At 64.9% G+C, this 22,588-nt stretch carries 18 protein-coding genes and 2 pseudogenes; 4 read left to right on the top strand and 16 right to left on the bottom strand.

Annotated features, from left to right (window positions below):
* Positions 1-32: 32 nt before the first annotated feature.
* The 6 genes from BMY03_RS11545 to BMY03_RS11520 all read right to left on the bottom strand — a co-directional run bounded on the left by BMY03_RS11545 (position 33) and on the right by BMY03_RS11520 (position 8,895).
* Positions 33-749 carry a hypothetical protein gene (locus BMY03_RS11545; RefSeq protein ID WP_094011118.1) on the bottom strand — a complete coding sequence of 239 codons (717 nt, stop codon included), beginning with the start codon at positions 747-749 and terminating at the stop codon, positions 33-35.
* A 63-nt stretch (positions 750-812) separates the two neighbouring features.
* Positions 813-2,174: an NAD(P)/FAD-dependent oxidoreductase gene (locus BMY03_RS11540; protein ID WP_094011117.1), complete on the bottom strand. Its 1,362-nt coding sequence runs from the start codon at positions 2,172-2,174 to the stop codon at positions 813-815.
* Positions 2,175-2,413: 239 nt separating this feature from the next.
* The gene (locus BMY03_RS11535) at positions 2,414-3,367 is read right to left on the bottom strand and encodes a WD40/YVTN/BNR-like repeat-containing protein (protein ID WP_094011116.1); all 954 of its coding nucleotides are present in this window, start codon (positions 3,365-3,367) and stop codon (positions 2,414-2,416) included.
* A gap of 10 nt (positions 3,368-3,377) precedes the next feature.
* Positions 3,378-5,786 carry an efflux RND transporter permease subunit gene (locus BMY03_RS11530; RefSeq protein ID WP_177182905.1) on the bottom strand — a complete coding sequence of 803 codons (2,409 nt, stop codon included), beginning with the start codon at positions 5,784-5,786 and terminating at the stop codon, positions 3,378-3,380.
* Between the two features lie 14 nt (positions 5,787-5,800).
* Positions 5,801-7,447: a DUF1302 domain-containing protein gene (locus tag BMY03_RS11525; RefSeq protein ID WP_323873483.1), complete on the bottom strand. Its 1,647-nt coding sequence runs from the start codon at positions 7,445-7,447 to the stop codon at positions 5,801-5,803.
* 23 nt (positions 7,448-7,470) lie between these two features.
* Entirely contained in the window at positions 7,471-8,895 is a 1,425-nt protein-coding gene (locus tag BMY03_RS11520; RefSeq protein ID WP_094011113.1) for a DUF1329 domain-containing protein, read from the bottom strand.
* A gap of 415 nt (positions 8,896-9,310) precedes the next feature.
* Here BMY03_RS11520 and BMY03_RS11515 point away from each other — a divergent pair.
* Positions 9,311-9,679, top strand: a pseudogene (locus tag BMY03_RS11515) (LLM class flavin-dependent oxidoreductase); the annotation flags it as partial.
* Positions 9,680-9,761: 82 nt separating this feature from the next.
* Here the strand turns inward: BMY03_RS11515 and BMY03_RS11510 are convergent.
* From BMY03_RS11510 to BMY03_RS11480, 7 genes and pseudogenes are all read right to left on the bottom strand, one after another.
* Entirely contained in the window at positions 9,762-12,173 is a 2,412-nt protein-coding gene (locus BMY03_RS11510) for a TonB-dependent siderophore receptor (protein WP_094011112.1), read from the bottom strand.
* A 172-nt stretch (positions 12,174-12,345) separates the two neighbouring features.
* Positions 12,346-13,266, bottom strand: coding sequence for a FecR domain-containing protein (locus BMY03_RS11505; RefSeq protein WP_094011111.1), 921 nt, complete (start codon positions 13,264-13,266; stop codon positions 12,346-12,348).
* On the bottom strand, positions 13,263-13,778 hold the full coding sequence (locus tag BMY03_RS11500) for a sigma-70 family RNA polymerase sigma factor (RefSeq protein ID WP_023630684.1): 516 nt from the start codon (positions 13,776-13,778) through the stop codon (positions 13,263-13,265). Before BMY03_RS11500 ends, BMY03_RS11505 begins: the two co-directional genes overlap by 4 nt.
* A gap of 215 nt (positions 13,779-13,993) precedes the next feature.
* Positions 13,994-14,929 carry a DNA-3-methyladenine glycosylase family protein gene (locus BMY03_RS11495; RefSeq protein WP_094011110.1) on the bottom strand — a complete coding sequence of 312 codons (936 nt, stop codon included), beginning with the start codon at positions 14,927-14,929 and terminating at the stop codon, positions 13,994-13,996.
* Between the two features lie 353 nt (positions 14,930-15,282).
* A pseudogene (locus BMY03_RS11490) lies at positions 15,283-16,290 on the bottom strand (chitinase); the annotation flags it as partial.
* 37 nt (positions 16,291-16,327) lie between these two features.
* Entirely contained in the window at positions 16,328-16,963 is a 636-nt protein-coding gene (locus BMY03_RS11485) for a lytic polysaccharide monooxygenase auxiliary activity family 9 protein (protein ID WP_023630096.1), read from the bottom strand.
* A 343-nt stretch (positions 16,964-17,306) separates the two neighbouring features.
* Positions 17,307-18,077 (bottom strand): ribonuclease T2 family protein, encoded by a 771-nt coding sequence (locus BMY03_RS11480; RefSeq protein ID WP_094011109.1) that lies wholly within the window; start codon positions 18,075-18,077, stop codon positions 17,307-17,309.
* 153 nt (positions 18,078-18,230) lie between these two features.
* Here BMY03_RS11480 and BMY03_RS11475 point away from each other — a divergent pair, with 153 nt between their 5' ends.
* Both BMY03_RS11475 and BMY03_RS11470 read left to right on the top strand, forming a co-directional pair.
* Positions 18,231-18,410: a DUF2986 domain-containing protein gene (locus tag BMY03_RS11475; RefSeq protein WP_046855970.1), complete on the top strand. Its 180-nt coding sequence runs from the start codon at positions 18,231-18,233 to the stop codon at positions 18,408-18,410.
* A 25-nt stretch (positions 18,411-18,435) separates the two neighbouring features.
* Positions 18,436-18,909 (top strand): VOC family protein, encoded by a 474-nt coding sequence (locus BMY03_RS11470; RefSeq protein ID WP_094011108.1) that lies wholly within the window; start codon positions 18,436-18,438, stop codon positions 18,907-18,909.
* A gap of 12 nt (positions 18,910-18,921) precedes the next feature.
* Here BMY03_RS11470 and BMY03_RS11465 read toward each other — a convergent pair whose 3' ends face one another.
* The gene (locus BMY03_RS11465) at positions 18,922-19,794 is read right to left on the bottom strand and encodes a LysR family transcriptional regulator (RefSeq protein WP_038705920.1); all 873 of its coding nucleotides are present in this window, start codon (positions 19,792-19,794) and stop codon (positions 18,922-18,924) included.
* Positions 19,795-19,969: 175 nt separating this feature from the next.
* Between BMY03_RS11465 and BMY03_RS11460 the strand changes: the two genes are divergently transcribed.
* Positions 19,970-20,962 (top strand): NAD(P)H-quinone oxidoreductase, encoded by a 993-nt coding sequence (locus tag BMY03_RS11460; RefSeq protein WP_177182907.1) that lies wholly within the window; start codon positions 19,970-19,972, stop codon positions 20,960-20,962.
* 1 nt (position 20,963) lies between these two features.
* Here BMY03_RS11460 and BMY03_RS11455 read toward each other — a convergent pair whose 3' ends face one another.
* Positions 20,964-21,674, bottom strand: coding sequence for a PA1136 family autoinducer-binding transcriptional regulator (locus tag BMY03_RS11455; protein WP_094011106.1), 711 nt, complete (start codon positions 21,672-21,674; stop codon positions 20,964-20,966).
* A complete protein-coding gene (gene hchA / locus BMY03_RS11450) occupies positions 21,671-22,525 on the bottom strand; it encodes a glyoxalase III HchA (protein ID WP_094011105.1) in 855 nt (284 codons plus the stop codon). Before hchA ends, BMY03_RS11455 begins: the two co-directional genes overlap by 4 nt.
* Positions 22,526-22,588: the final 63 nt, after the last annotated feature.

Raw genomic sequence — 22,588 nt, 5'->3', positions numbered from 1 at the left:
GCAGCGCGTGGTACGGCTGGCGAACCTGCGGGTCACGCGCCAAGCGCAAGGCGCAGCGAGCGTCGGCGCAACTGCACGCCGAACAGCATCATCCAGAACGGGAAGATCAGCACCACGATGACCAGCAGGACATTGGTCAGGGCATCGAGCTGCGGGAAAAACCCCGCGATGAAGTACAGGCCGAAGCACCAGCCGACGATCTTCAGCGGCAACAGGATCGAAGCCCCCCATCCGGCATGCTTCAACTGGCTGCCGACCACCAGCCCCCAGAACAGCACGACCGGCCCCTCGCACCACCACAGCCCGCGTTGGCTGCCCACCGCAATGCTGGTCCAGGTGACTTCGGCGGCGGCCTGCACCGCCGGTGAGCCGCTCTGGTGAAGCGCCGCGAGGGTATTGAGCACCGACAGTTGCAAGCCGGCGCCCACCACGCCCAGGACCACGTACGTGGCAATGGCCAGGGCGGCCACGTCACCCAATGCGCCGGCCTGGTCACGGAACGCCCGCCAGAGGTAGCCGCCGATCACCAGCAACGGCAGGTAGAAACCCAACAGGTCGGCGAACATCGACAGCCTGAAGTACTGCCGCAGCTGCTCCGGCAAACTCAGCATTTGCGCGCCATCCAGGGTCACCGTCATGTCGCCGTGCGTCACCATCAGCATGAAGCCGACGTTCAGGTAGGCAAACAGACCGCCCAGGATCGCAGCCCAGGCCGTCACTCGGACGGCCTCGTTGGAATTGCTGTTCATGCGTGCTCCAAGGTTGCGAGCGCGGGCCGGCCTCAGGCGGGCTGGCCTGCGCAGTAGAGAAAGTTACTGGGCCTGGAAGGCCCGGGCTTTGCGGTTCAGTTGGCGGTCGAGCACGTTCACACCCGCCAGAGCGGCCTGCATGGCGCACCACTGCAGCGGTTCGGGCAGGGTCGAAGGTGTCTTGTGGCGTAGCGCCGCCAGCAGCGGGTGCTCGATACCGCCGATGCGTTCGGCCAATAGGTGGCCAATTAGCGACTGGGTACCGACGCCATGGCCGGAACAACCGGCGCTATAGAGAATGTTGTCGCGGGCACCTGTGGCGCCGACCACGGGTAAGGCGTCGTAGGCCAGGCTGATATAACCGCTCCAGCAAGCATGGATGGGGGTGCCACGAAGCGTTGGGAAACGTTCGCCCAAAGCCTGCTGCAAGGCTTTGTAGGCGGACACATCCGGCTGGTTGGGCGTGGCCGAGCCGTAGGCATAGCCAAGTTGCTTGGTGGTGACCAACAAGGTGTCACGCGCCGTCAGGCGATGACTCTCCATAGTCCAGTGCGGGGTGACGATCCCTTCTCTGCCCTGCCATCCCAGGGTCTGTAGCTGCGCCTTGGACAACGGCGCGGTCTCGATCGCCGAAACCCGCAGCGGCACCACCTTGTCGCGCAGCAGCCCCAACTGCGGCGTGTAGGCATTGGTGGCCAAAACCATGAATGGCGCGCTGGCACTGCCGCGTTCGCTGCGGCAGATGACGGTTGCGCCTTCCTGATAGGACAACAGCCGGGTCTGCTCGAACAGTCGCACCCCGGCCCGCAGGGCGGCGCGGCGCAGCCCCATGACGTACTTGCCGGGATCGAGCGTGCCGCCGTGCTGCGTGCAGCCGAACAGGAACGCTGGCGGGATCCCGCGGGCGCGCATTTCATCGGGTTCGACGAAGCGCGTGACAGAGCCCAACTGCTGCCCCAGTGCCATGCCGTGGCGCAGCTTCTTCTCCTGGGACGGGTGCACCGCGGCGCGGATGATGCCGGAGGGGTTGTAGTCGCAGTCGATGGCCAGTTCACCCAGACGCCGTTCCACGTAGCTGACACCTTCATCGTAGAACGCGACTATTTTCCGCGCCTGCTCCACGCCCACCCGTTTGTGGAACAGCTCGAACTCCACGCCCATGCTGCCGGCCAGGTATCCAGCGTTGCGGCCACTGGCGCCGAAGCCTGCAAAATCCTGTTCCAGGACCACCACGCTGGCACCCAGCGCAGTCAGCTCCAGTGCCGTGGACAGGCCGGCGAAACCTGCGCCGATGATGACCACATCGGCACTGACATCGCCCTCCAGCGCTGGCTGCAGATCGTCCGGGCGCTCGACCCAGCCGCCCAGCAGGCGGAACCGCTGTGAACCGGGGTTGGGCTGCGATGTATCGCTGAAAGTATTCATGCACGCTCTCCAGGCAGCGGTAAAACCGCTGTGCGGCAGGCGCTCGAGAAGCGGCTGGCACACATGACGATCCTCCTGCGGCTTGTTGTTGTGTTTTTTCGACTCTACTGCGCTGATTGATTTAACGCAACTAGTGTTATGTATTTTAATAAAGAGCATCCTTGCCCAGGATCGCCAGGGGTGTGCACAGGTTCAGGACGATGCGCTTGTGCCGCTTGATGCCACAGCCGGCACACACTTCAGGGCAAAGCTTTCCCCGGTCCACGCCGGGAAAACAGCAACGGCCCATCCTCGCCACCGGCCAGCGCGGCGGTCAGCGACACGCCGTCCTTGCGGCGTGACAGCGTGAACGTGCGCCCAACGTCCTCGCTGCGCGCCTGCAGGCCATCGAGCCCCACCGCGACCACTTGCTGGCCGTCCACCACGATCGAGGTGATCGAACTGCGACTGTCCAGCGCAATGCGCTGCCACGACGCGCCGTCAGGCGTCCCGCGCAACAAGGTGCCACGCTGCCCACCCACCAGCAGCCCGCCATCGGGCAACACAGCGCCCGTCCAGAGCGTGCCGTCGTAGCCGGTGTCCAGGTATCGCCAGGTCTGCCCTCGGTCGTCGGAGCGCAACAGCTGCCCGCGTTCGGCCGTGGCATAGAGCCTGTGATGACGATCATCGACGAACAGGCTCATCAGGTTGAGGTCCGCGCGGCCGGCGCCCGCAGGTGCCGGCAAGTTGCGCTCGGTCCAGGTCGCCCCGCCATCGTCGGTGGTCAGCACCAGCGACCACAGCCCCACCGCCACGCCCCGCAGGTTGTCGAAGAAATGCACGGCGAACAGCGGCCTGTCCTGGTCAGGGGTCAGGCGCTGGACCTGCCAATGCTCGCCGCCATCGTCGCTGGCAAGAATCGCCCCCCAATGGCCCACCGCCCAGCCATGCCTGGCATCGGCGAAACTGACGCCGGTCAGGCTGCTGGAGACCGGCACGGAGCGGGCCTGGTGATAGTTGCGCCCGCTGTCATCGGAGAGCAGCACGACGCCGTGATCGCCCACCGCGACCACCCGCTTCTGCGCCCAGGCCGCCCCCAGCAACATGGCCTGGGTAGCGTGCGCGACAGGTGCCGCCGGCACCGCTTCGAGGGCGCTTGCCAAACAGGAGGCGGTCGCCAGGGTGACGCCCAACAGTGTTTTCAGGTATCCCATACCGCTCTCCTCAATGCGCCAGCGCGCCGATCCTGCGCACCGGGCGCTTGCGTGGGAAGATCCGTTCCAGCCAGACCGCGAACGCCGGCAATACGGTCATGGCCATCACCATGTTGACCATGAACATGAAGGCCAGCAGCTTGCCCATGTCCGCCTGGAACTTGAGCGCGGAAAACGCCCAGGTGGCCACGCCGACCGCCAGGGTGATTGCAGTGAAGATGGTCGCCATGCCCACCTCGCGCAGCGACAGCGCCACCGCTACCCCCACCGGCTGGCCATCGGCCTGGTGCAGCTGGATGCGGTTGTAGATGTAGAAGGCGTAATCCACCCCGATACCTACCGCGAGCACCATCACCGGCAGCGTGGCGATGGTCAGGCCTATCTGCAGCGTCTTCATGAACCAGTAGCCAATGAAGGTGCCGATGGTCAACGGCAAGCAGCACACCAGCACGGCGCGCCAGTCGCGATACACCACCAGCACCAGCAAGGCGATGGCGGCATAGACATAGAGCAGCATCGGCGTCTCACTCTTCTCCACCTCCTCGTTGATGGCGGCGATCACCCCGGCATTGCCGGCAGCCAGGCGTACGGCAACGCCGGGCAACGGCTGCTCGGCGCGAAACGTCTTGGCCGCCTCGATCACCCGGCCGATGGTGGTGGCCTTGTGGTCCGCCAGGTACAGGTGCACCGCGGTCATGCTGCAATCGTTGCGCATCAGGCCTGGGCTGCGTGCCACTTCAGCGGCCAACGACGAATAGTTCATCGCATCGATCGGCACCGCGCTCATCTTCGGGTTGCCCTCGTTGTAGCCTTCGTTGAACTGACGCATGGCCGAGGAGAACGACGCCACCGACAGCACCCCCGGCACCCCTTCCATCGCCCACGCGAAGCGGTCCTGGTATTGCCCAAGCTCGACGTCCTCGCAGGCGTTGCCACCTGCGTCACCCAGCCGCCCGGGCTGCACTTCGAAGACCACGCTGAGCCAGTCGAGGCCGATGTCGTAGTGGCTGGCGATGGCCAGCGCATCGCGGTTGAAGCGCGCGTCTTCGCGCAGCTCCGGTGCCCCGGCCTGCAGCGAACCAACCACGCGGTCGTGGCTCTGCCAGACGGCCGTGGCGAACACCAGCAAGGCCACCAGCATGACCCAGCGCGCATTGCGCCATTCGGCCAGCGCGGCCAGCCACGCCAGGCGTGCGGCGCGACGCTCGCGGGCGGACTCCTCGCGGGCCGCGTAACGGCCATCGACCTTCAGCATCGAGGCCACCAGCGGCAACATGACCAGGTTGGTGACGATCTTGAAGGCCACACCGAGCGCCGCGGTGATCGCCAGCTCGCGCACCATGGGGATGGGGATCAGCAACAAGGTGATGAACGACACGAAGGCCGTCACCAACGCCAAGGTGCCCGGCACCAGCAACCCGCGGAAGCTCGAGCGCGCCGCCACCGCGACCGTGCTGCCGGCGGCGATCTCGCGGACGATGTAGTTGATCTGCTGCACCCCGTGGGAGACACCGATGGCGAACACCAGGAACGGCACCAAAACCGCCAGTGGGTCTAGTCCGTAGCCCAACAGGCGCAAGCTGCCAAACTGCCAGACCAGCGATGTCAGCGAACAGCCCAGCGCCAGCAAGGTGAAGCGCAGCGAATGGCAGTACCAGTACACCGCCACCGCAGTCAGCAACAGGGCCAGCAGGCAGAACTCCAGCACCGCCGCCGCGCCATCGGCGATATCGCCAATCTGCTTGGCGAAGCCGATGATCTGCACCTCGAACTGCGCATCCTCGAACCGTTGGCGGATCTGCTCCTCCAGCACCCGGTTATAGGCCACGTAATCCAGGCGCTCGCCCTTGGCGTCACGCTCGTTGAGTTCGGCGGTAATCATCGCGCTGCGCTGGTCACGGGAAACCAGGGTACCGATGAAGCCGCCCTGGGCGGTGGAGTCGGCGATCCGGGCGATGGTGGCGCTGTCCAACCGCTCGGGCGTCACCGTCCCGGGTACCAGCGGGTCGGCCCGAAACCCCTCCTCGGTGATCTCGTTGACGAACGCGTTGGGCGTCCACAGCGAGCGCACGCTGCTGCGAGAGATGCCTGGCAGGAACGTCACCGCCTGGGTCACATCGTACAGACGACGCAGGCCCGCCTCGCTCCAGATACTGCCTTCGCGGGCCCTGACCACCAGGGTCAGACGGTTCGCACCGAGCAAGTCGCCACGATACTGCCTGAAGGTTTCCACGTACTCGTGGCCGATCGGCAGCTGTTTCTCGAACCCGGCATCCATGCGCAAATGCACCGCGAACCAGGCCATCACCGTGGTGAACAAGGCCAGGATAAGCAGCACCACACGCCGGTGCCCGAACAGACCGGCCTCGATGCGCGGCAGGACGCCGCGCAGCGATTGCTTCGATACATCGATAGACATGTTCACGGCAGGCCTCACAGAGTGCGCGACAGAACCACGCCGACATAGTCGCGGTCACGCAGCAGTTGGTCGTAGGCCGTGTCGCCCCCCATGAACTTGGCATAGTTGAACGACAGCTGCCAACTGGCGGGGTTGCGCACGAAGTTGAGGTACAGGTTCAGGCTGCTGGCGTCTTCGGTGAAGGTTGCCGCCAGGTTGGGCGTGCGCCCGCCCAGCGAGCGCGCATAGAAGATGCCCGGGGTCACCTGCCAACCGGGCAGCAGGGTGCCGTCGTAGGTCAGGCTGAAGTCCAGGTTGATCCCCGAAGAAGTCTTGTCGCCGTGGGCCTTGGGTGTGCTGGTCGGGTCTAGCTGCCAGGTGTTGGCCCCGGCGGCGATCACCTCGCCGTCGTAGCTGTCGTGCAGCCCCGGGTACTTGATGACCACCAGCTCGGTCAGCAGGGTGCCGGTGCTTGCCCCTGTCAGGTCCAGCAGCCGCGGCGAGTTGGAGGGCGTCATGCTGTACAGCCCGGTGAGGTGCCACTGGAACTTCTTCTCGTCCTTCCAGCACTTGCCCCCGTTGTTCGCGCACAGGTCGAGCACCGGGTTCAGGGCAACGGCATCCTTCGGTCGGTAGGACAGCTCGGTGCCCACCGCCCAGTCGCCGAGCGGCAGGTTGGCACTGATGCCATACATCATCCGGTCTTCGGGATAGACCCAGTTCTGCGACACGGCGAAGGTGTCCGGATCAAGCAACCGAGTGGTCAGCGAAGGCAGCTTGTCGTGGTAGCGCATCACGTACACGCCCACGTTGAGGTCGCTGTCCTGGGGCTGCCAGCGCAGCGAAAGCCCCCACTGGCCGCTGTCGCGGGCGTTCTTGTCGTCGAAACCGTACGACTTCATGCCCTTGCCGAGCGCGGTGGTGTACGACCAGTAGCTGCCCACCGGCGGCAGTTCGCTCTTGTTCCAGGCGAACTGGTAATAGGCCTCGACGTTGATCCCGGCCCCCAGCCCAGAGGCGACGCTGAGCATCGGCGCCGGCAGCACGGCTTCCTTGAGCTGCACGCCCGGGCGCGACAAGGCCTGCACATCGTAGGCGTTGGTGTTGTTGATACCACCCTGCACGAACAGGCTTTCGCCCCAGTTGATCACCTGGTTGCCCAGCCGGGCGCGTACGCGCTGATCGCCCACGTCGAAGCCCTTGCTCACCCACAGGTCGAGCAGGCGCGCCTTGAACTCGAGGTCATCACGTGCCGAACGGGTCAGGCCGTCGCTACCCACGTCCGCCGGTGTGTTGAAGGACAGCGCACCCGTCGTGTCGCTGGCGGCGAAGTCGCGAATCCAGCTGCCCCGGGCCATGAAGGTGAAATCCTCGGGCATCTTGAGCAGCAGCTCGTGAGTGCCCTTCAGGTAGTGGGTGAACAGGTCGCCCTTGTCGTAGTTGAGATCGCCCTGGTCGCCGATACCTGAAGTCTGGGCCAAGCACCCCGCAGGAGGGTGATGGCCCGTCGCCCCCTGATTGATCAGGTTGCAACCCCGGGACTCGGTGCGTACGCCCATGCCATAGGAAATCGTCGAGTCGAAAGCCCCCCTGACGGATTCGGTTTCAAAGGTGAACCCCATTGCCAAGGGGGTCATGCACGCAATAGCAAGGCCTGAAACTTTTGTGATTGTTTTTTTCATGACGGCGCTCTAGAGGTGAAGGTTCAACGTTCGCTGATGGCCCGCAGGTTGTCGGAGGTGTAGAAATCGCGCTTCAGGCGCGGGTTACCGGCATCCTCGGTGAGCCAGCGATGATCCTTGTTGCCAACGCCGATGGAGGTCATGTCGTAGAGATAGCGGCCATCGACCAGGTTGTACTGGGCCTGGGCCTCCATGTCGCAGGTGCCGGTCTCGTAGACCGGGATGGTGTAGCCCTCGCGAACCTTCCAGATCTGCCCCTGTTTGTCGTAGTCGACCGCCATCAGGCCGTTCCAGCTGTCCTCGTCGATGTAGAACACCCGCTTGGGCGCCTGGTGACGCATGCCTTGGCGCACGTTGGCCTCCACCACCCAGACCCGGTGCAGCTCGTAGCGGCGTGCCTGGGGCGCGATGGCGCTCTGCTGCGCGACATCCTCGATGCGCGCCGAACCGTCATAGGCACCGAACGCGTTGTACGGCACCAGCAGCTCCTGCTTGCCGACCAGCTTCCAGTCGAAGCGATCCATGGGGCCGAAGAAGATGTTCGACTCGTCGATGGTGTACTGGTTGTCCAGGCCGATCTGCGGTGCATCGTAGGAGTACGACGGCATGCGCCGTACCCGTCGCTGCCCGGGGAAGTAGTAGAAGGTGCTGGCCTGCTCCCCGGCCTTGGTGGTGACCACCCCCGCCTGGCCCGCCAGGGCGGCCGGCTCGTAGTAGTTGAAGTAGGTGGCCACTTCCAGGCGGTCGAACGAGGAGAACAGCGCACTGCCCTTCTGCCCCCAAGGGGTATACATGAACCAGTCGGTGGAAGTGCGCAGCCAGCTTCCGCCCGCCTCGCGCGGCGACAATCCGGAGACCGTCTTGGACATGTCGAAGCCGACCCCGCGGTAGCGCATCTTCATGTTCCACATGACCTCGGCCCCCGTCGTGGGCAGAGGGAACGGAATGCCGGGAACATGGGCCTCTTGCAACGCCAGGCCTTCGCGGTCGAGAGTGGCGAAGCCGACGTTCTTGCGCGTGTTGTCGACCACGAAGTCCGGCGCGCCGCAGCTGCGCCGCGTCGGGTAGACGTCCATGCGATAACCCGGGATCTTCTTGAACAGCTCGAGCTGGCCGGGCGACAGTTGCTGGGCATGTTGTGCCACATTGCCGGCGTCGATGCTGAACAACGGCTTGTCGTCCTTGAACTTCCAGTGCTGGCCGCGTACCTGGCCATAGCTCCATCCCGAGTCCTGTTTGCCGGGGACCACCCAGGCCGGGATCGAGCCGTCTGCGTTGGCCGCCACCTCGCCGCCCAGGGGGGTCAGCTTGCCGCCCAACTGCCCGGCGTCAGTCCCGGCAGCCTGGGCCGAGCCGAAGACGGCCAGGGCCGCGAGCGCCACCACCAACGGCCGGGCTACTGCGCAGCAGGCATGGCCGCCATAAAGGTGCTGAATCACGTCTTTCATTGGAAGGTCCTCATAGGCTTTGAGCTGCCGCCGGTCATTCCTGATGCCAGGAGTGAGGACGACAGGGTCAGTTCGACACCCCGGGCGCGTACCCGGGCAGAAAGCCTTGAGCAAACCACATGCCAATTTCGTAACAAGTGTTTTCTACATATTTATCATTTAGTTATCATTTTTATAACGATTGATATGTGATACTTGAAAACTCATCAGTGCACGTTGTTGGGACTACGCCTGCACCAAAAGCGTGAATTTACGAAACATGTGTTACCTAAATATGTTGTCGCTCCGGTCAGGCAATAAGGTGAGTGGTGGGGTTTTGCGCACCTATCAAAACGAGTCCCCTGCGCTCTGGTCTCCGACAAGCTCCCTTCCCAGCCAAACGATGAACGCTTGCACTGGCGGACACTCGAGCTTTTGGCTCACCTACCCGCACGCCACCCACGACAGGCACGGGCCGCTGCGCCTGGCGGCAAAGGTCCACGCCTGGCGTGAAGCGATACCGGGTGACGGTTTCCGCCCGCACATGACCAATGAATGGATCGACCTGGACGACGACCCACACTTTCCCCAAACGCCCCTGCAGGGTGGTTACGTGCTGCGCACAGGGCGCCATGGGCTGGTCGAACTGCTGGAGGAATGGCGCGAGGCCGGGGTGAACCACGCCGCGCTGGGACTGCAGATGGCCAGGCGTCCAGCACAGGAGATCATCCAGGAGCTGGCCGAGGAGGTGTTGCCATTGTTTCCGACGCTGCCTGGGCCGCAGCCTCATTCACAAAGCTGGTAGCGCCAGGCAGCCGCAGAGCCTGTCCATCGCGGTATGTCGGGTGGCCCCAGCCATGTGCGCCACCCGACCTGCCCGACGTGGATCAGAATGCGTAGACCAACGTCGCCGTGGCACTGCGCGGGGTGCCGTACCACCCGCGCCCACCGATCGCGGAGTAGTACTTCTCATCCAGCACGTTGTTGAGGTTCAAGGCGACGCTGGTCTGCGGCGTGAACGCGTACTGCGCCATCAGGTCGACCACACTGTAGGCGCCTTGGTTGAACGTCTCCTGGTTCGGGCCGGCGTTCTTCTTGTACTCCATCCCCTGCCAGCGCACACCGCCGCCAATCTTCAACTGTGGCAAGGACTGCAGTTGGTAACTGGTGAACAGCTTGAAGGTATCGCGCGGCACCTCAGTGAGCAGACGCTTGCCATCGGAATCTTCGGCCTGGGCATAGGTGTAGCTGGCGGAAACCTGCCAGTCAGGCAGGATCTGCCCCGCCATTTCCATCTCGAAACCACGGGTCTTGGTGCCGGATTCGGCGCGGTAGGCCTGGTCGCCGTTCGGTGCTAGCTTGTCGCCATCAGCCACGGCCAGGTTGTCCTGCTGCACCTCGAAGACACTGAAGGCGGTGGTCAGGCGCTTGTCCCAGAACTCGCTCTTGATACCCAACTCGTAGTTCACACCTTCCAGCGGCTCGATGTAGCCGCCACTGGCATCCTGTCTGCTCTGCGGCTTGAAGATCGCGGTATAGCTGGCGTAGGCCGACCAGTTCTCGGCGAAGTCGTAGACCAGCCCCACGTAGGGCGTGACAACCCCGGTTTCGCTGCGCGAGGTGCGCGTGGTCGCGCCGCTTGACAGGGTGGTCCCGGTTTCGTCGCGTTTCCAATCGATCACCCGCGCGCCGGTGATCAGCGACAAGTCATCGGCCAGGCTCCAACGCACCGACGCCACCAGGCCGTCCTGGGTTTCGTCCAGCGCATCTTGCGAATACTTGTTGTGGATGGCGTCCGGAATCGCCAGCGAACCGTCCCAGGTATGAATGTTGTCGATCGGCTGGCTCGTCCATAGCTGGTAACCGGGATTACGGTAGTAGGCCCGGTAGTGGCTGGCGCCGAGGTACGCTTGATGCTCGCGAGAAAGCAGCTCGAACGGGCCGCTGGCGGACAGGTCGAACGACGTCTGCCGGGGCTCACCCGCCCAACGCCCGGTCCAGGTGCTGATACCGCTGCCATCGGGCTTGACGCTACCGGCGGCGGCAGTGGCGAAGGTGTCGTCATAGCTGCGGCGACTGTGCTCGGCATTCAGTTTCAACTGCCAGCCGTTGTCCAGCTGGTGTTCCAGCGTGGTGAACAGCGTTTTCGTGCGGCGCTTGTGGTAGCTCCAGTCCGAAGCCGAGTTGAACGATCGCGACGGTTTGAAGTGACTGCCATCGGAATTGAACATCGGGAAGCCGTGGTTGCCTGCGCCGTCGTTGTCCATCTCCTGGTACTCGGCGCCCACGGTCAACATCGTGTTGTCGGTGACGTCCCACTCCACCACGCCGTAGGCTACCTGGCGCTCCAGCGACTGCCGGTCGACATGGCTCTGGCTGTCGGTGGTCGAGGCGACGAGACGCCCGCGCACGTGGCCGCTCTCCGACAGTTTGCCGGACAGGTCCAGCTCGGTACGGTAGCTGTCCCAGGAGCCCGCCTTGAGGGTCAGCTTGCGCTGCGTCTCGAGGGTCGGCTTCTTGCGCACCAGGTTGATGGTGGCACCGGGATCGCCAGTCCCCGACATCAGGCCGGTCGCTCCGCGCACCACCTCGACCCGGTCGTACGACACCATGTCGGCCAGGTCGTCGCGAAAACCGAAGGTATCGGGGCGGTTGACGCCATCGACCTGGATGCTGCCGACCTGGAAGCCGCGCACATAGATATGGTTGGCGTCGCTGCCGGCCGGCCCCATGCTGTCGACGACCACGCCCGGCGTCTGCTCGAGCACCTGGGTGACGTCCGTCAGGTTCTGGTCCTCGATCTGCTGACGGGTGACCACGCTGACCGACTGCGGCGTCTCGCGTGCCGACAGGCGCAGGCCGGTCGCGGTGCTGGCAGAACCTGTGGTGTAGCTGCCGGTGCCTTCGCTGGTGCTGCCCAGGCCCAAGGCATCGACGCTGGTAGCGCCAAGCTCGACGGCGCCGTCGTTCTGCACCTTGCTCAGCACATAGCGCTTGTCGCCCACCTGCTGCACGCGCAGCCCCGATCCCTGCAGCAACGCGGAGAAACCTTGCTCCAGCTCGAAGCTGCCGTGCAGCCCCGAGGAATGCAGCCCGCTGGTTTCGTCATTGCTGAAGCTGATGGTCACGCCGCTGGCGGCGGCGAACTGGCTGATCGCGGAAGCCAGGCTGCCGGCCGGGATATCGTAGCGCTGCGCGGCGGCCCAGGCGGTCGAGGTCGCCAGCGCGGCGCCGCAAAGGCTCAGTGCGAGGGTCGCCTGGCGAATACTGCAGGCTAGCGAGGTACGGCGTGCGGACATGAAAAAGGGTTCCTGTTTCGGGTTGGCTTGGGCACGCTTGATGCGCGCGCCCTCAAGAGCCGAAGCAGCGAAGGAAATCTGCTACCCCAAATGCGAAAAATTCTCGAATGTTTGAGAGCGGATGAGATTTCACCCACGGTTCCCGGCTCGGGCCTCCACGATCGTGGGCCCCCTACCCCTTGCCGATTGGCTCCATGCGCACCCAGTAGCGCGTCATGCGCCGTGCGCGAACCGGCAACGCGTCTTCCAGGCTGGCCAGGGCGACGTCGGTGTCGTCCAGGTTGAATGCGCCAGACAGGCGCAAGCCCGCGACCTCACCGGCGCAGCCGAGATAACCGGGGCGGTAGCGCGCCAGCTCGTGGACCACCTCGTCCAGGCGCCAGTCGACACTGACCAGCATGCCCTCGGCCCAGGCCTGGCCGCCGGGGGCCAAGGGTTGCAGGGGGCCGATGTGGTCGGCGGCAAAACTCAGGCTGTACCCACTGTCGATACGCACCACCTGCGACGCCCGGCTGGGCCGCACCTCCACGGCATGGGCGGCCACCGCCACATGGCTCACGTCGTTGTCCTGACGCACGCTGAAGCGGGTACCCAGGGCCAGGATGTCGCCTGCCACGGTGCGCACGCTGAGTGGCCGCGCATCCTTGGCGGTTTCCACCAGGATCTCGCCGCGCTGCAGCTGGATCAGGCGCTGGCCCGCGTCGTAGCGAACATCGACACGGCTGTCGGTGTTGAGGTCCAGGCGCGTGCCATCGGCCAGGGTCAGTCGGCGGCGCTCGCCGATCCGTGTCGCATAGTCGGCACTCCAGGGCGAAGCCCGGTACCCCTGCCAACCAACGGCCCCGACGCCGAGCAACAGCGCCAGTGCCTTCACGGCATGGCGCCGGTCGCGCCGGGCGATTTCCAGAGTCTGTGCGGCACCGCGGGGGGCGCTGCCCAGGCGGCCTTGCAGTTGCTCCAGGCGCGCCCAGGCTGCGGCGTGGCGAGGGTCGGCCGTGCACCAGGCTTGCCATGCGGCGCGGGTGGCGTCATCGACATTGCTGTCATGCAGGCGCACGTACCAGTCCACCGCCGCGCTGAGAATGGCCTTCATGCGTCCTCGACCAGCAGGCAATGCATCAGCGCGCGGGCCAGGTGCTTGCGCACGGTGCTCACCGAAACACCCAGGCGTTCGCCAGTCTTCTCGTAGCTCAGGCCATCCAGTTGCACGGCAAGAAACACAGCCCGCGTGCGCGGGCCCAGCCCATCGAGCATACGGTCGATGGCCATCAGGGTATCGAGGATCGCGGCGTGGGTTTCGGCCGAGGGCGCATAACGCTCCGGCTGCTGCGCCAAGGCTTCAAGGTAGGCGCTTTCCAGGCTGCGGCGGCGGTACAGGTCGATGGTCAGCCCGCGCGCGATGGTCGCCAGGTAGTGCCGCGGCTCCTTGAGGGTGCCGGCGGTGCGCGCCAACAGCACCCGGATGAAGGTGTCCTGGGCCAGATCCGCGGCATCGGCGGAGTTGTTCAGACGCTGGCGCAACCAGCCGTGCAGCCAGCCGCTGTGCTCACGGTATAGTGTTTCCAGGCCGGTGTGCGCAGTGCCATCGGGAACAACGGTGGACATCACGCCTCCCTAAAAAAGATTACCAGGTGCAAATAAGAACTTGTCTCAAGTGTACTCAGTGAGGAAGGGATTGGGAATGCTGGCATGTGAAAGGGTTCGCAGGGATTGAGGTCCGGCAGAAAAACTCCTCATGAAGCCAAACTCACGACGCCAATGCTGCCCCTGGCAGCGGAGCGTTCTAATCTCAGGCTAGGCATGGGTTCGTGGCTGCCCTGTCAGTGCAAGCTTTGCCAGGCGCGCAGCACTGCATAACCGCGCCAGGGTCGCCAGCCCTGCGCGGCTTGCGTTGCCGCCTGTGCGCTGCTCACCCCCAGGGCTTTTTGCAGCGCCACATCGCCCGCCGGGAAGGCATCGGGCCAGCGCAACGCACGCAAGGCGATGTATTGCGCGGTCCAGTCGCCGATCCCCGGCAGTGCGCGCAAGCGGGCACAGGTGGCCGCGATGTCCACACCCGGGCTCAGGACCAGGCCACCCTCCAGCACCGCCTCGGCCAGTGCCTTGAGCGCCGCCTGGCGTTGGCGCGTGATGCCCAGCCGGCCCAGTTCATCCCCGCTGGCCGCAATCAGCGCGGCGGGCGTGGGGAACAGACGGTCCATGCCAGCCAGCGGCGTTGTGATGGGTTGCCCGAAAGCCGCGGCCAGGCGTGCGCCCAATGTGCGCGCAGCGGCCACGGTGATCTGTTGGCCCAGCACGGCGCGCACGGCCAGCTCGAAACCGTCAACCGTTCCCGGAACGCGCAGGCCCGCGCCCGAAGGGAACGCACTGTGCAGCACGGCGTCGATGGCGAGCGGGTCGGCATCCAGGTCGAGCGCGGCGCGCACGCGGTTGATCACCGTGGGCACGACGCCCGTCAGGGAATCGCTGATCCTTACTCGCACCTGGGTGCCCGCCTCGTCAAAGGCCACGCTCAACCAGCCGCAATGTTCCTGACCGTCCTGCATGAGATGCAGCGTACGGGTGTATATCCCCTCCTCCACACGCTCCACGCCGGGTATCGCCCGCAGGCGCAGAAAGCCGAGCATTGCGGCAGTGTCATAGGGCGGACGCCAGCCCAGGGCAACACAGCCGTTCGAGCGCGCATCGTGCGCTTTCAGTGCCAGGTAACAGGCGTCGTTTTCGGTAGTGTCGTTGATATTGGCCATGGGTGACATGGTAGCCCCTGTGGGTAGCAGTGACTCGCCATTTTCGTACCGGCGCCCTAGTGTGGTGTTTTGCAAATACGACCAATAAATCGCGAGCGATTTTTGCGCTCAGGCAAGGCGTCGCGACCAGTCGTAGCCCAGCTACGGCGAGGAGCGACAACACCGCATGAGCGCAAAAAGCGCCGCGAGTTATGGTCGTTATTTGTGAAACACCACACTAGCGACCAGGCACAAAAAATCCGATGCCTTGCGGCATCGGATCTTCATGCGGTGATCAAGCCGACAGGCCTCGACTGTCGGGCATCAGGCACGTCTGCCGGATGCTAGCTCGATCAGGCGTCGGTGGACGCCGTGGCCTTGTTGCCACTGTTGATCAGCGGCCCGTAGCGCCGGCTGAACTCCTGGTTGTAAGGCACGTGGTTCTTGTTGACCCCGCTGTCCCAGTTGACCGACCAGGTCATCAGGCCCTTGATCGACACGCCCTTGGCGTAGAGACGCTTGAACGCGTTGGTCACTGCCGTCGGGTTGATCACATAGCCGGTGGCGGCGGCGTCGACGTTGGCCGGCAGGCCGATGACGAACTTGTCGGCCGGGATCCGGGTGAAGCCGCGGGTGCCACTAACCAGGCTCTCGGTCAGGTAGAACAGGAAGTCCTCCTTCATGGCATCGTTGTTCTGCGCGATCCAGGCGCCGTTGCCATTATTGGCCTCCTGCACCCAGAGTCCGTCGCCCCCCTGGTTGTAGAACTGCGGGGCGATGAAGTCGTAGTACCCCTCCAGTGCCTTGAGGTAGTCGACGTAGCGCCCCGCGCTGGTCAGGTAGGGGAACTCCGGTGCCATGCTGATGATGAAATGCTTGCCCTCGGCGGCGTAGTGATCCTTCACCAGTTTCAGAGCGGCAGGCAGGACCGTCTTGTTGGCGGCGAAATCGATCGCGCTCTGTTCAAGGTCGATGTCCAGCCCGTCGAAACCGTAGGTCTCCACCAAGCGGATGATTTCATTGGCCAGCGGCTGTTCATGGCCCGGGTTCAAGGCGATATGCGCATCGGCGCCGCCCAGGGACATCAGCACCGCCCTGCCCTGGCTGTTGAGCACGCCAACCTGGCGCCGGAACTCGGCATCGGACAGGTTGTAAGGCTTGAAGGTCGGTATGCCGCTGCCCTTCATGAAGGCCACCGCCACCACGTTGTAGTCGCGCGGCACCTCCTCCAGGCTCATGTTGGCGAACTGCCCGCGTTGGTAACCATCCGCCGGGCCGGCCGGCCAGTTGTGCCAGTAGCCCATGAGGATCTTCTTGCCCGCCAGGCTGGGCATCCGCGATGCAGCGTCATCCTGCGCTGCCTTGAGTTGGGTAAAGTCAATCGTTGCCATGTTCTAATCCTTCAGAACGTGTGTAGATCCCGCGGACTTACTGGAAGTCGACGTCGAATGCCTGGTAGAAGGCGTTGCCGGTATTGGCGACGATCCACATCAGCACGATCACGTGACGGCCCTTTTTGTTGGCCGGCAGCTTCACTTCGTGATCGACCTTGGCCTTCAACTCGCCGGCGTGGCTGTAGTACGGCACCTGCGGGTAGAAGTCCTCGGCGAACGGCTTGTCTTCCAGTTGCGCACGGGTGATGCGTTGTTTCGGGTCCCAGCCGTCCTTGGTGATCAGCCAGCGATAGCCGCGGGTGGTATGCGGCGCGGTGTAGCGCCAGGTCACCTTGAACACTTGCCCGGCGTCGACATTGATCAGCGGCCAGGTGAAGGCGCGGTTGAGCTTCTTGCCCATCTCCTCGTCGGTGAAGTTGACGCAGTCACGGGCGTCGGTCTTGCCACCGCTGAGGATGTAGCCATCGGCGGGCGGGGCGACGCTCGGGTTGTCCGACTGGAACGGCGCCGGGAACGGACCGGCGGCCAGGGCCGGGAAGTTCTTGCCGCCTTCCATTTCATCGACCTGCCAGCCACTCAGCACGCCGAGGTCGATGGCGACCGCGCCACGCGAGGCTGGGGAGGTGACACGACCGTGACGAAGCGGGTTCTGGTTTTCTGGTTGGTTCATCGTTGTAACTCCATGTGGTTTGTGAACTCTCCCTTTCCGAAGGAGAGGCCTTCAAACTAACGGAGCTGGATTTATTGTCCACGCAGCCATTTTGGGCCCTGGCGTACCCGAAGCATGGAACCTCCAACAAATACTGGATGGATATACAGCACACCCTAAAATGTACTACCTACCTTGAAGGAAAACACCTACACACCAGCGCGACATTTGGCCAGTGTCCGCGCCTCCGGGCCAATGAAGCACTGCCCAGACCAACACCACGACATGGGTGCCGGCGATGGCGCGAACGCGCAGGTAGTCGCCAGTAGCGGGTGCTCGCCTGGGTGCGCTCCGTGCAGGAAAGCTACTTGAAGGATGCACGAACCTTGATCTGCTGGTTGTCTGGAGTGCCGCCGGCTGGGCACGGCGTCGGCCCGAGCTGCTTGTCCAGGCAGACCCAGAGCTCTTTCAAACGGTTGCCCGAACCCACCGATACCCGCAGGCTCTGCGCAGGCAGCGCCGGGTTATGGGCCAGGAACGCCTGCTTGATGTCGCTCACCTTGGCGTCCACCAATTGGTTGGGGCCCGCTTCGCTGCCGAGCATTTCCTGCAGGGAGGGCCGCTGCAGCGAGTCGTAGACCCGCTGGATATCGGCAAAGTAGCGCTCCGGCGACGACCAGCCGCAGGTACCGTGGGCCTGCCATTCGTTCTGCATCAGGTCCGGCCCGGGCATCATGCACAGGTGCTGCCTGACCAAGGGTGCCGGTAGCGAACCGACTGTCTGGCAGTTGCGCGGATGGTCCTGGTTGGACCTGGCGTAGCCATTCTGCGGCCACAGGCCGTGCACCACCCATTCGAAACGATTGCCCGAGAAGCACTGGAAGGCATGCTTTTCGCGTTGCGCCTTGGGCTTGTTGCGCTGGGCTTCACAATGCTCCGGCGACCAGGACAGCACCAGGGCCAGGTAATCCGTGGGCAGGTCCTTGTTGACGTAGTCCACCGGGCGGGCCGGCGCAGGCTCGACGCTGTCGGGCAGCGCGCAGATTTGCTCGGCGAAGATAGGCGAGGCGGCGGCTGCCAGGCAGCCAAAGAGCAGCGCTTTCAGGCAGGTTGCAGATTGTGGCGTCCATTGCATGATGACCTCCTTGTCGGGTGCGACAGGCTCCGTGCCTGTCGCTCGGTTAAACCCGTCAGCTGATGGTGTAGCGCGAATATGACGATTCGTCAGTGGCGGTTTGCTGTATCGTTCGCCCTGCGGCCGCACCCAGCGTCAATGAAGTGGAATAACATGAACCGTCGTAAAAAGATCAACCAGCTGTTGAAAGCCCACGCCAAGAAGGCCAGTGCCAAGTTGGCGCCGAAAAACAGGAACCCCTACATTTCCAAGGCCGACCGGTTGAAACTGGCGGCCGAGGCCGGCCAGCCCGAAGCAGACTCGGTGAGCGACGTCGCGCCGGCACAGCCCTGAACCTTCTGCATGAGCGAGCAATGCGATGGACCTCAAGTTCAGCCACGTGGATGTACTGGTCGCCGATCTGGACGCCGCCTGTAGCTATTACGCACAAGTGCTGGGCGCCGACATTTCCCGCCCGCTGGTCTGGGAACGCGGCGGCCTGCACGTCCACTATGCGATCGCCCGGGTCGGCCAGGAGCGTTTCATGCTGGTCCAGCCGCTGGCGGGCAACCTCAAGGACCTGCTCGATACCCACGGCGAAGGGATGATCTACCGCCACTGCTACTCCACGCCGGACATCGAGCAAGCCTATGACCAACTGACGGCCAATGGCATCCAGCCCGAGGACGAGAACGGCAAGCCACTGGCTCGCGAGCACCTGCAGTCGCCTGCCGGAGCCCGCATCATCTGGTTGCCCAAGCGTTTCGGGCATTTCTCGATCGAGATCATCGAGGCCCAGGCCCTCGAAGCCTTCATCGCAGACGCGTTCAGCCCTTTGGCCGTTGCAGGCTGACTGCAGCGCCCGTCACTCGCCTGGCCCGGCAAACGCCCGCACCAACTGGTCGATCACCGCGCGCACCCGCGCCGTGTGGCGCAGGTCCTGGTGGGTGACCATCCACACCTCGTAGGGCTGGCTGCGCGTACGCTGGGGCCAGACTCGCCGCAAGCCGTCACGCTGCCCCAGCTCCACCGGGATCTCCCCCAGGCCCAGGCCTTCGGCGATGCCGCGGCGCAGCATCATGCTGGCGTTGGCCGCCATCACCACCCGCCCTTCGCCCATGGGCACGTCCACCAGGGTCGGTTCGGCACGGTCGCGCCAATACGGCTCATACACCACCAGGTCGTGGCCGGCAAAGCTGCCCTCTTCCGGCACGCCCCGGCGCGCCAGGTAATCCGCCGAGGCGAACAGGCCCATCTGCCAGCTGGCCAGCTTGCGCAGCACCAGGTCGGGGCTGTCCGGGCGCTGATTGCGGATGGCGATGTCGGTTTCGCGTTGCGACAGGTTGACGATCTCCGAGCTGCCGCTGAGCACCACGCGCACCTCGGGATGGGTCTCGTGCACCTGCCGCAGTGCCGGGATGACGAATTCCAGGGCCAGGGAGTCGGTAGTGGCGATGCGCACTTCGCCGGCCTCCTCGTTATCCGCGCCTCGGGTTCGGCGGGCCAGTTCCAGGGCCGCCTGTTCCATCTTCTGCGCCATTTCCACGGCCACTTCACCGATGGCGGTCAACTGGTAGCCGGCCGGCGTGCGCAGGAACAGGGTCGAGCCCAGGTCCGCCTCCAGCGCCGCCACTCGCCGGCCCACCGTGGCCTGGTCGACCCGCAGCACGCGGGCGGCGCGGCGCAGGGTCTGTTCGCGGCTCAAGGCCAGCAGCATGCGCGCATCATCCCAGTTCATTGGTCTACTCCTGATTCAGCGCAGCCACTGCCGGCTGAAGAAAATCTGCAAAGGTGCGTCGCAAAATCGCCGCGCGACCGGGCAACCCGGCTTGCATACCCTGTGATGCAACGGGCCGACACGGCCTTTCTTCAGAATGACAGAGGTCTTCATGCGTCACATCATCCCCAGCCAAATGAGCGCCATCGACATCACCCGGCCAGGCGGCCCCGAGGTCCTGCAGGTTGCCAGCCATGCCACGCCCCAGCCAGGCCCGCGCGAGGTGCTGGTGCAGGTGCATGCCGCCGGCGTCAACGGCCCCGACCTGCTGCAGCGCAAGGGCCTGTACGATCCACCCGCCGGCGCGCCGGCCATCCCGGGCCTGGAGATCGCCGGCAAGGTGGTGGCCATCGGCGAGCAGGTCCGTCACTTTGCCCTCGGCGATGCCGTGATCGCGCTGGTCCAGGGCGGTGGTTATGCCGAGTACGCCGTGGCCGACGAACGCACCACCGCGCACCTGCCGGAAAACCTGTCGATGGTCGAGGGCGCGGCGCTGCCGGAAACCTTCATGACCGTGTGGGTCAACCTGTTCCAGCGCGGCGGCTTCAAGGCCGGTGAAAGCGTGCTGATCCATGGCGGCGCGTCGGGCATCGGCACTACCGCGACGCAGCTGGCCCGGGCCTTCGGCGCGGCGAAGATCTTCACCACGGTCAATGGCGCCGGGCAACAGGCCGCAAGCCTCGAACTTGGCGCCGACGTGGCCATCGACTACACCCGCGAGGACTTCGTCGAGCAAGTCATGGCGCACACCGACGGCAAGGGCGTGGATGTGATCGTCGACATCATCGCCGGCGACTACGTGGCGCGGAACTTCAGGGCCGCCGCCATGGACGGGCGCATCGTGCAGATCGGCGTGGTCAAGGGCCCGGCCACCGAGGTCGACCTGTTCCCACTGCTGACCAAGCGCCTGACCCATATCGGCTCGACCCTGCGCGCGCGCAGCGCCGACGACAAGGCGGCGATCCTCGGCGAGTTGCAAGCCAAGGCCTGGCCCCATGTACGCAGCGGCGCGGTCAAGCCGCTGATCCACGCCACCTTCCCACTGGCCGCGGCCAGCCAGGCCCATGAACTGATGGAGTCGGGCCGGCATATCGGCAAGGTGGTGCTGAACGTCGCGCACAAGGGCTGAGTCAGTCGAGCGCACCGCTGCCCAGGGCGATCCTGATCGCCTGGGCGGTGGTGCTCACCCCCAGGCGCCGGCGGGCGGCGCGCAGGTGGTTTTCCACCGTGCGCAGTGATAGTCCGAGGGTGGCGGCGATATCGGCCTGGCGCTGCCCGGCGGCGGTCCAGGCCAGGACCTGGCGCTCACGCTCGGACAAACGCCCCTGGCCGCTGGGCACTTCCAGCAGCCGCCGAGCGCCCGCGAACGCGGCCTGGGCCAGCAGCGTCAGGGCCAGGCGTGCGGCAGGTGTCGCCACGACCTGCGCTCCACCGAAACTCATGGCGCCCTCCAGGCCTGCGGGACCGAACACCGGCACCTGCAAGCCGTGGATACCCGGCCCGCTCGGCGCCCGCACCACGCGATAACGCTCGTTGCCATCGTCCAGCCGCTTGCTCCAGAAGAACGGCTCGCGTGCCGCCAGCAGGTGACGGGTCACCGGACAGTGGCGCACGTAGGTCTGGGCGTCGACCGCCTGGCCATCGCCGAACCAGTCCCCCTCCACCCAATGGATACGCTCGACCACCTCGTCCCGCGCAGCGCTGGCGCTGAACAGCACGAAGCGGTCATAGCCCAGCGGCCGGGCGACATTGCGCACGGCCGACTGGATATCCGCGAGGTCAGTGGCCTGCGCGATCCGCTGGACGGCTTGCACCACCTGGTCGAATGGCAGGTCCCTCATCCGCCGTTGACTGCCTTGAGCAGCGCCGAGGCGGCCAGCTTGCCCAGGGCATTGCCGGCCAATGGACTGTCGCCGGTGAGCAGCTTGCGGTCCTGGTGGACGGCACCGGAGATACCCTCGTTGATGATCTCGACGCCTTGGGCCTGCAAGCGTTCGCCGAACTTCCAGGTCAGGTGTCCGGGCATGTAGCCGATGTCCGGGGTCTTGGCATCCAGATCGTCAGGGAAGGCGCAGATCTTGTAGCCGTCGTAGAGCTTGCCGCCGGCCAGCAGCGCCGCCGGGCCGTGGCACAGGGTGATGACGAACTTGTCGTGGTCCGCCGCCCATTTCAGCACTCGCCCGACTTCCTCGCTTTCCGGCAGGCCGATCAGCGCGCCGTGGCCGCCCGGGATGAACACACCGATATAGTCCGAGTCCTCACCCAGGGCCTGTTCCAGCACATCGGCGAGCTTGCGCGGCTGCTTGAACGCTGGCTTGTAGCGATCGAACAGGCCCAGCACCTCGGTGTCCTCGCCGGGCATGGCCCAGTATTCGAACTTGACCGGGTTGCCCGACAAGGTCGCGACGTCGAAGGCGAAACCGGCCTTGTCCAGGTGGTACATCGGCAGCAGGGTTTCCACCGGGTGGTTGCCGGTGGAGAACAGCGTGCCGTTGTCGGTGAGCAGGTAGCGCTCGTCGGCGCCGATCAGCAGGACCTTCCAGCGTCCGCCACGGTAGGCGTCGGGATAGTCGGCGCCGCTGAGGTCGGACTTGCGCGAGGTGAACTGGCTGAGGGAGTACGGCGAAGGGAAGAAGGCGTTGTCCTCGGCCGGGTCGGGGGTTGGGCGTTTGTCGTCGTTGGGGCTGGTCATGGTAGTGCTCCTGTGGCCTGGGGTAGGTAACCGGATCCATGCTAGGAGGCCGCCGGATGAGCG

It is taken from the genome of Pseudomonas soli, from assembly GCF_900110655.1.
GTDB classification, from domain to species: domain Bacteria; phylum Pseudomonadota; class Gammaproteobacteria; order Pseudomonadales; family Pseudomonadaceae; genus Aquipseudomonas; species Aquipseudomonas soli.
This window is presented reverse-complemented; position numbering and strand designations above follow the sequence as displayed.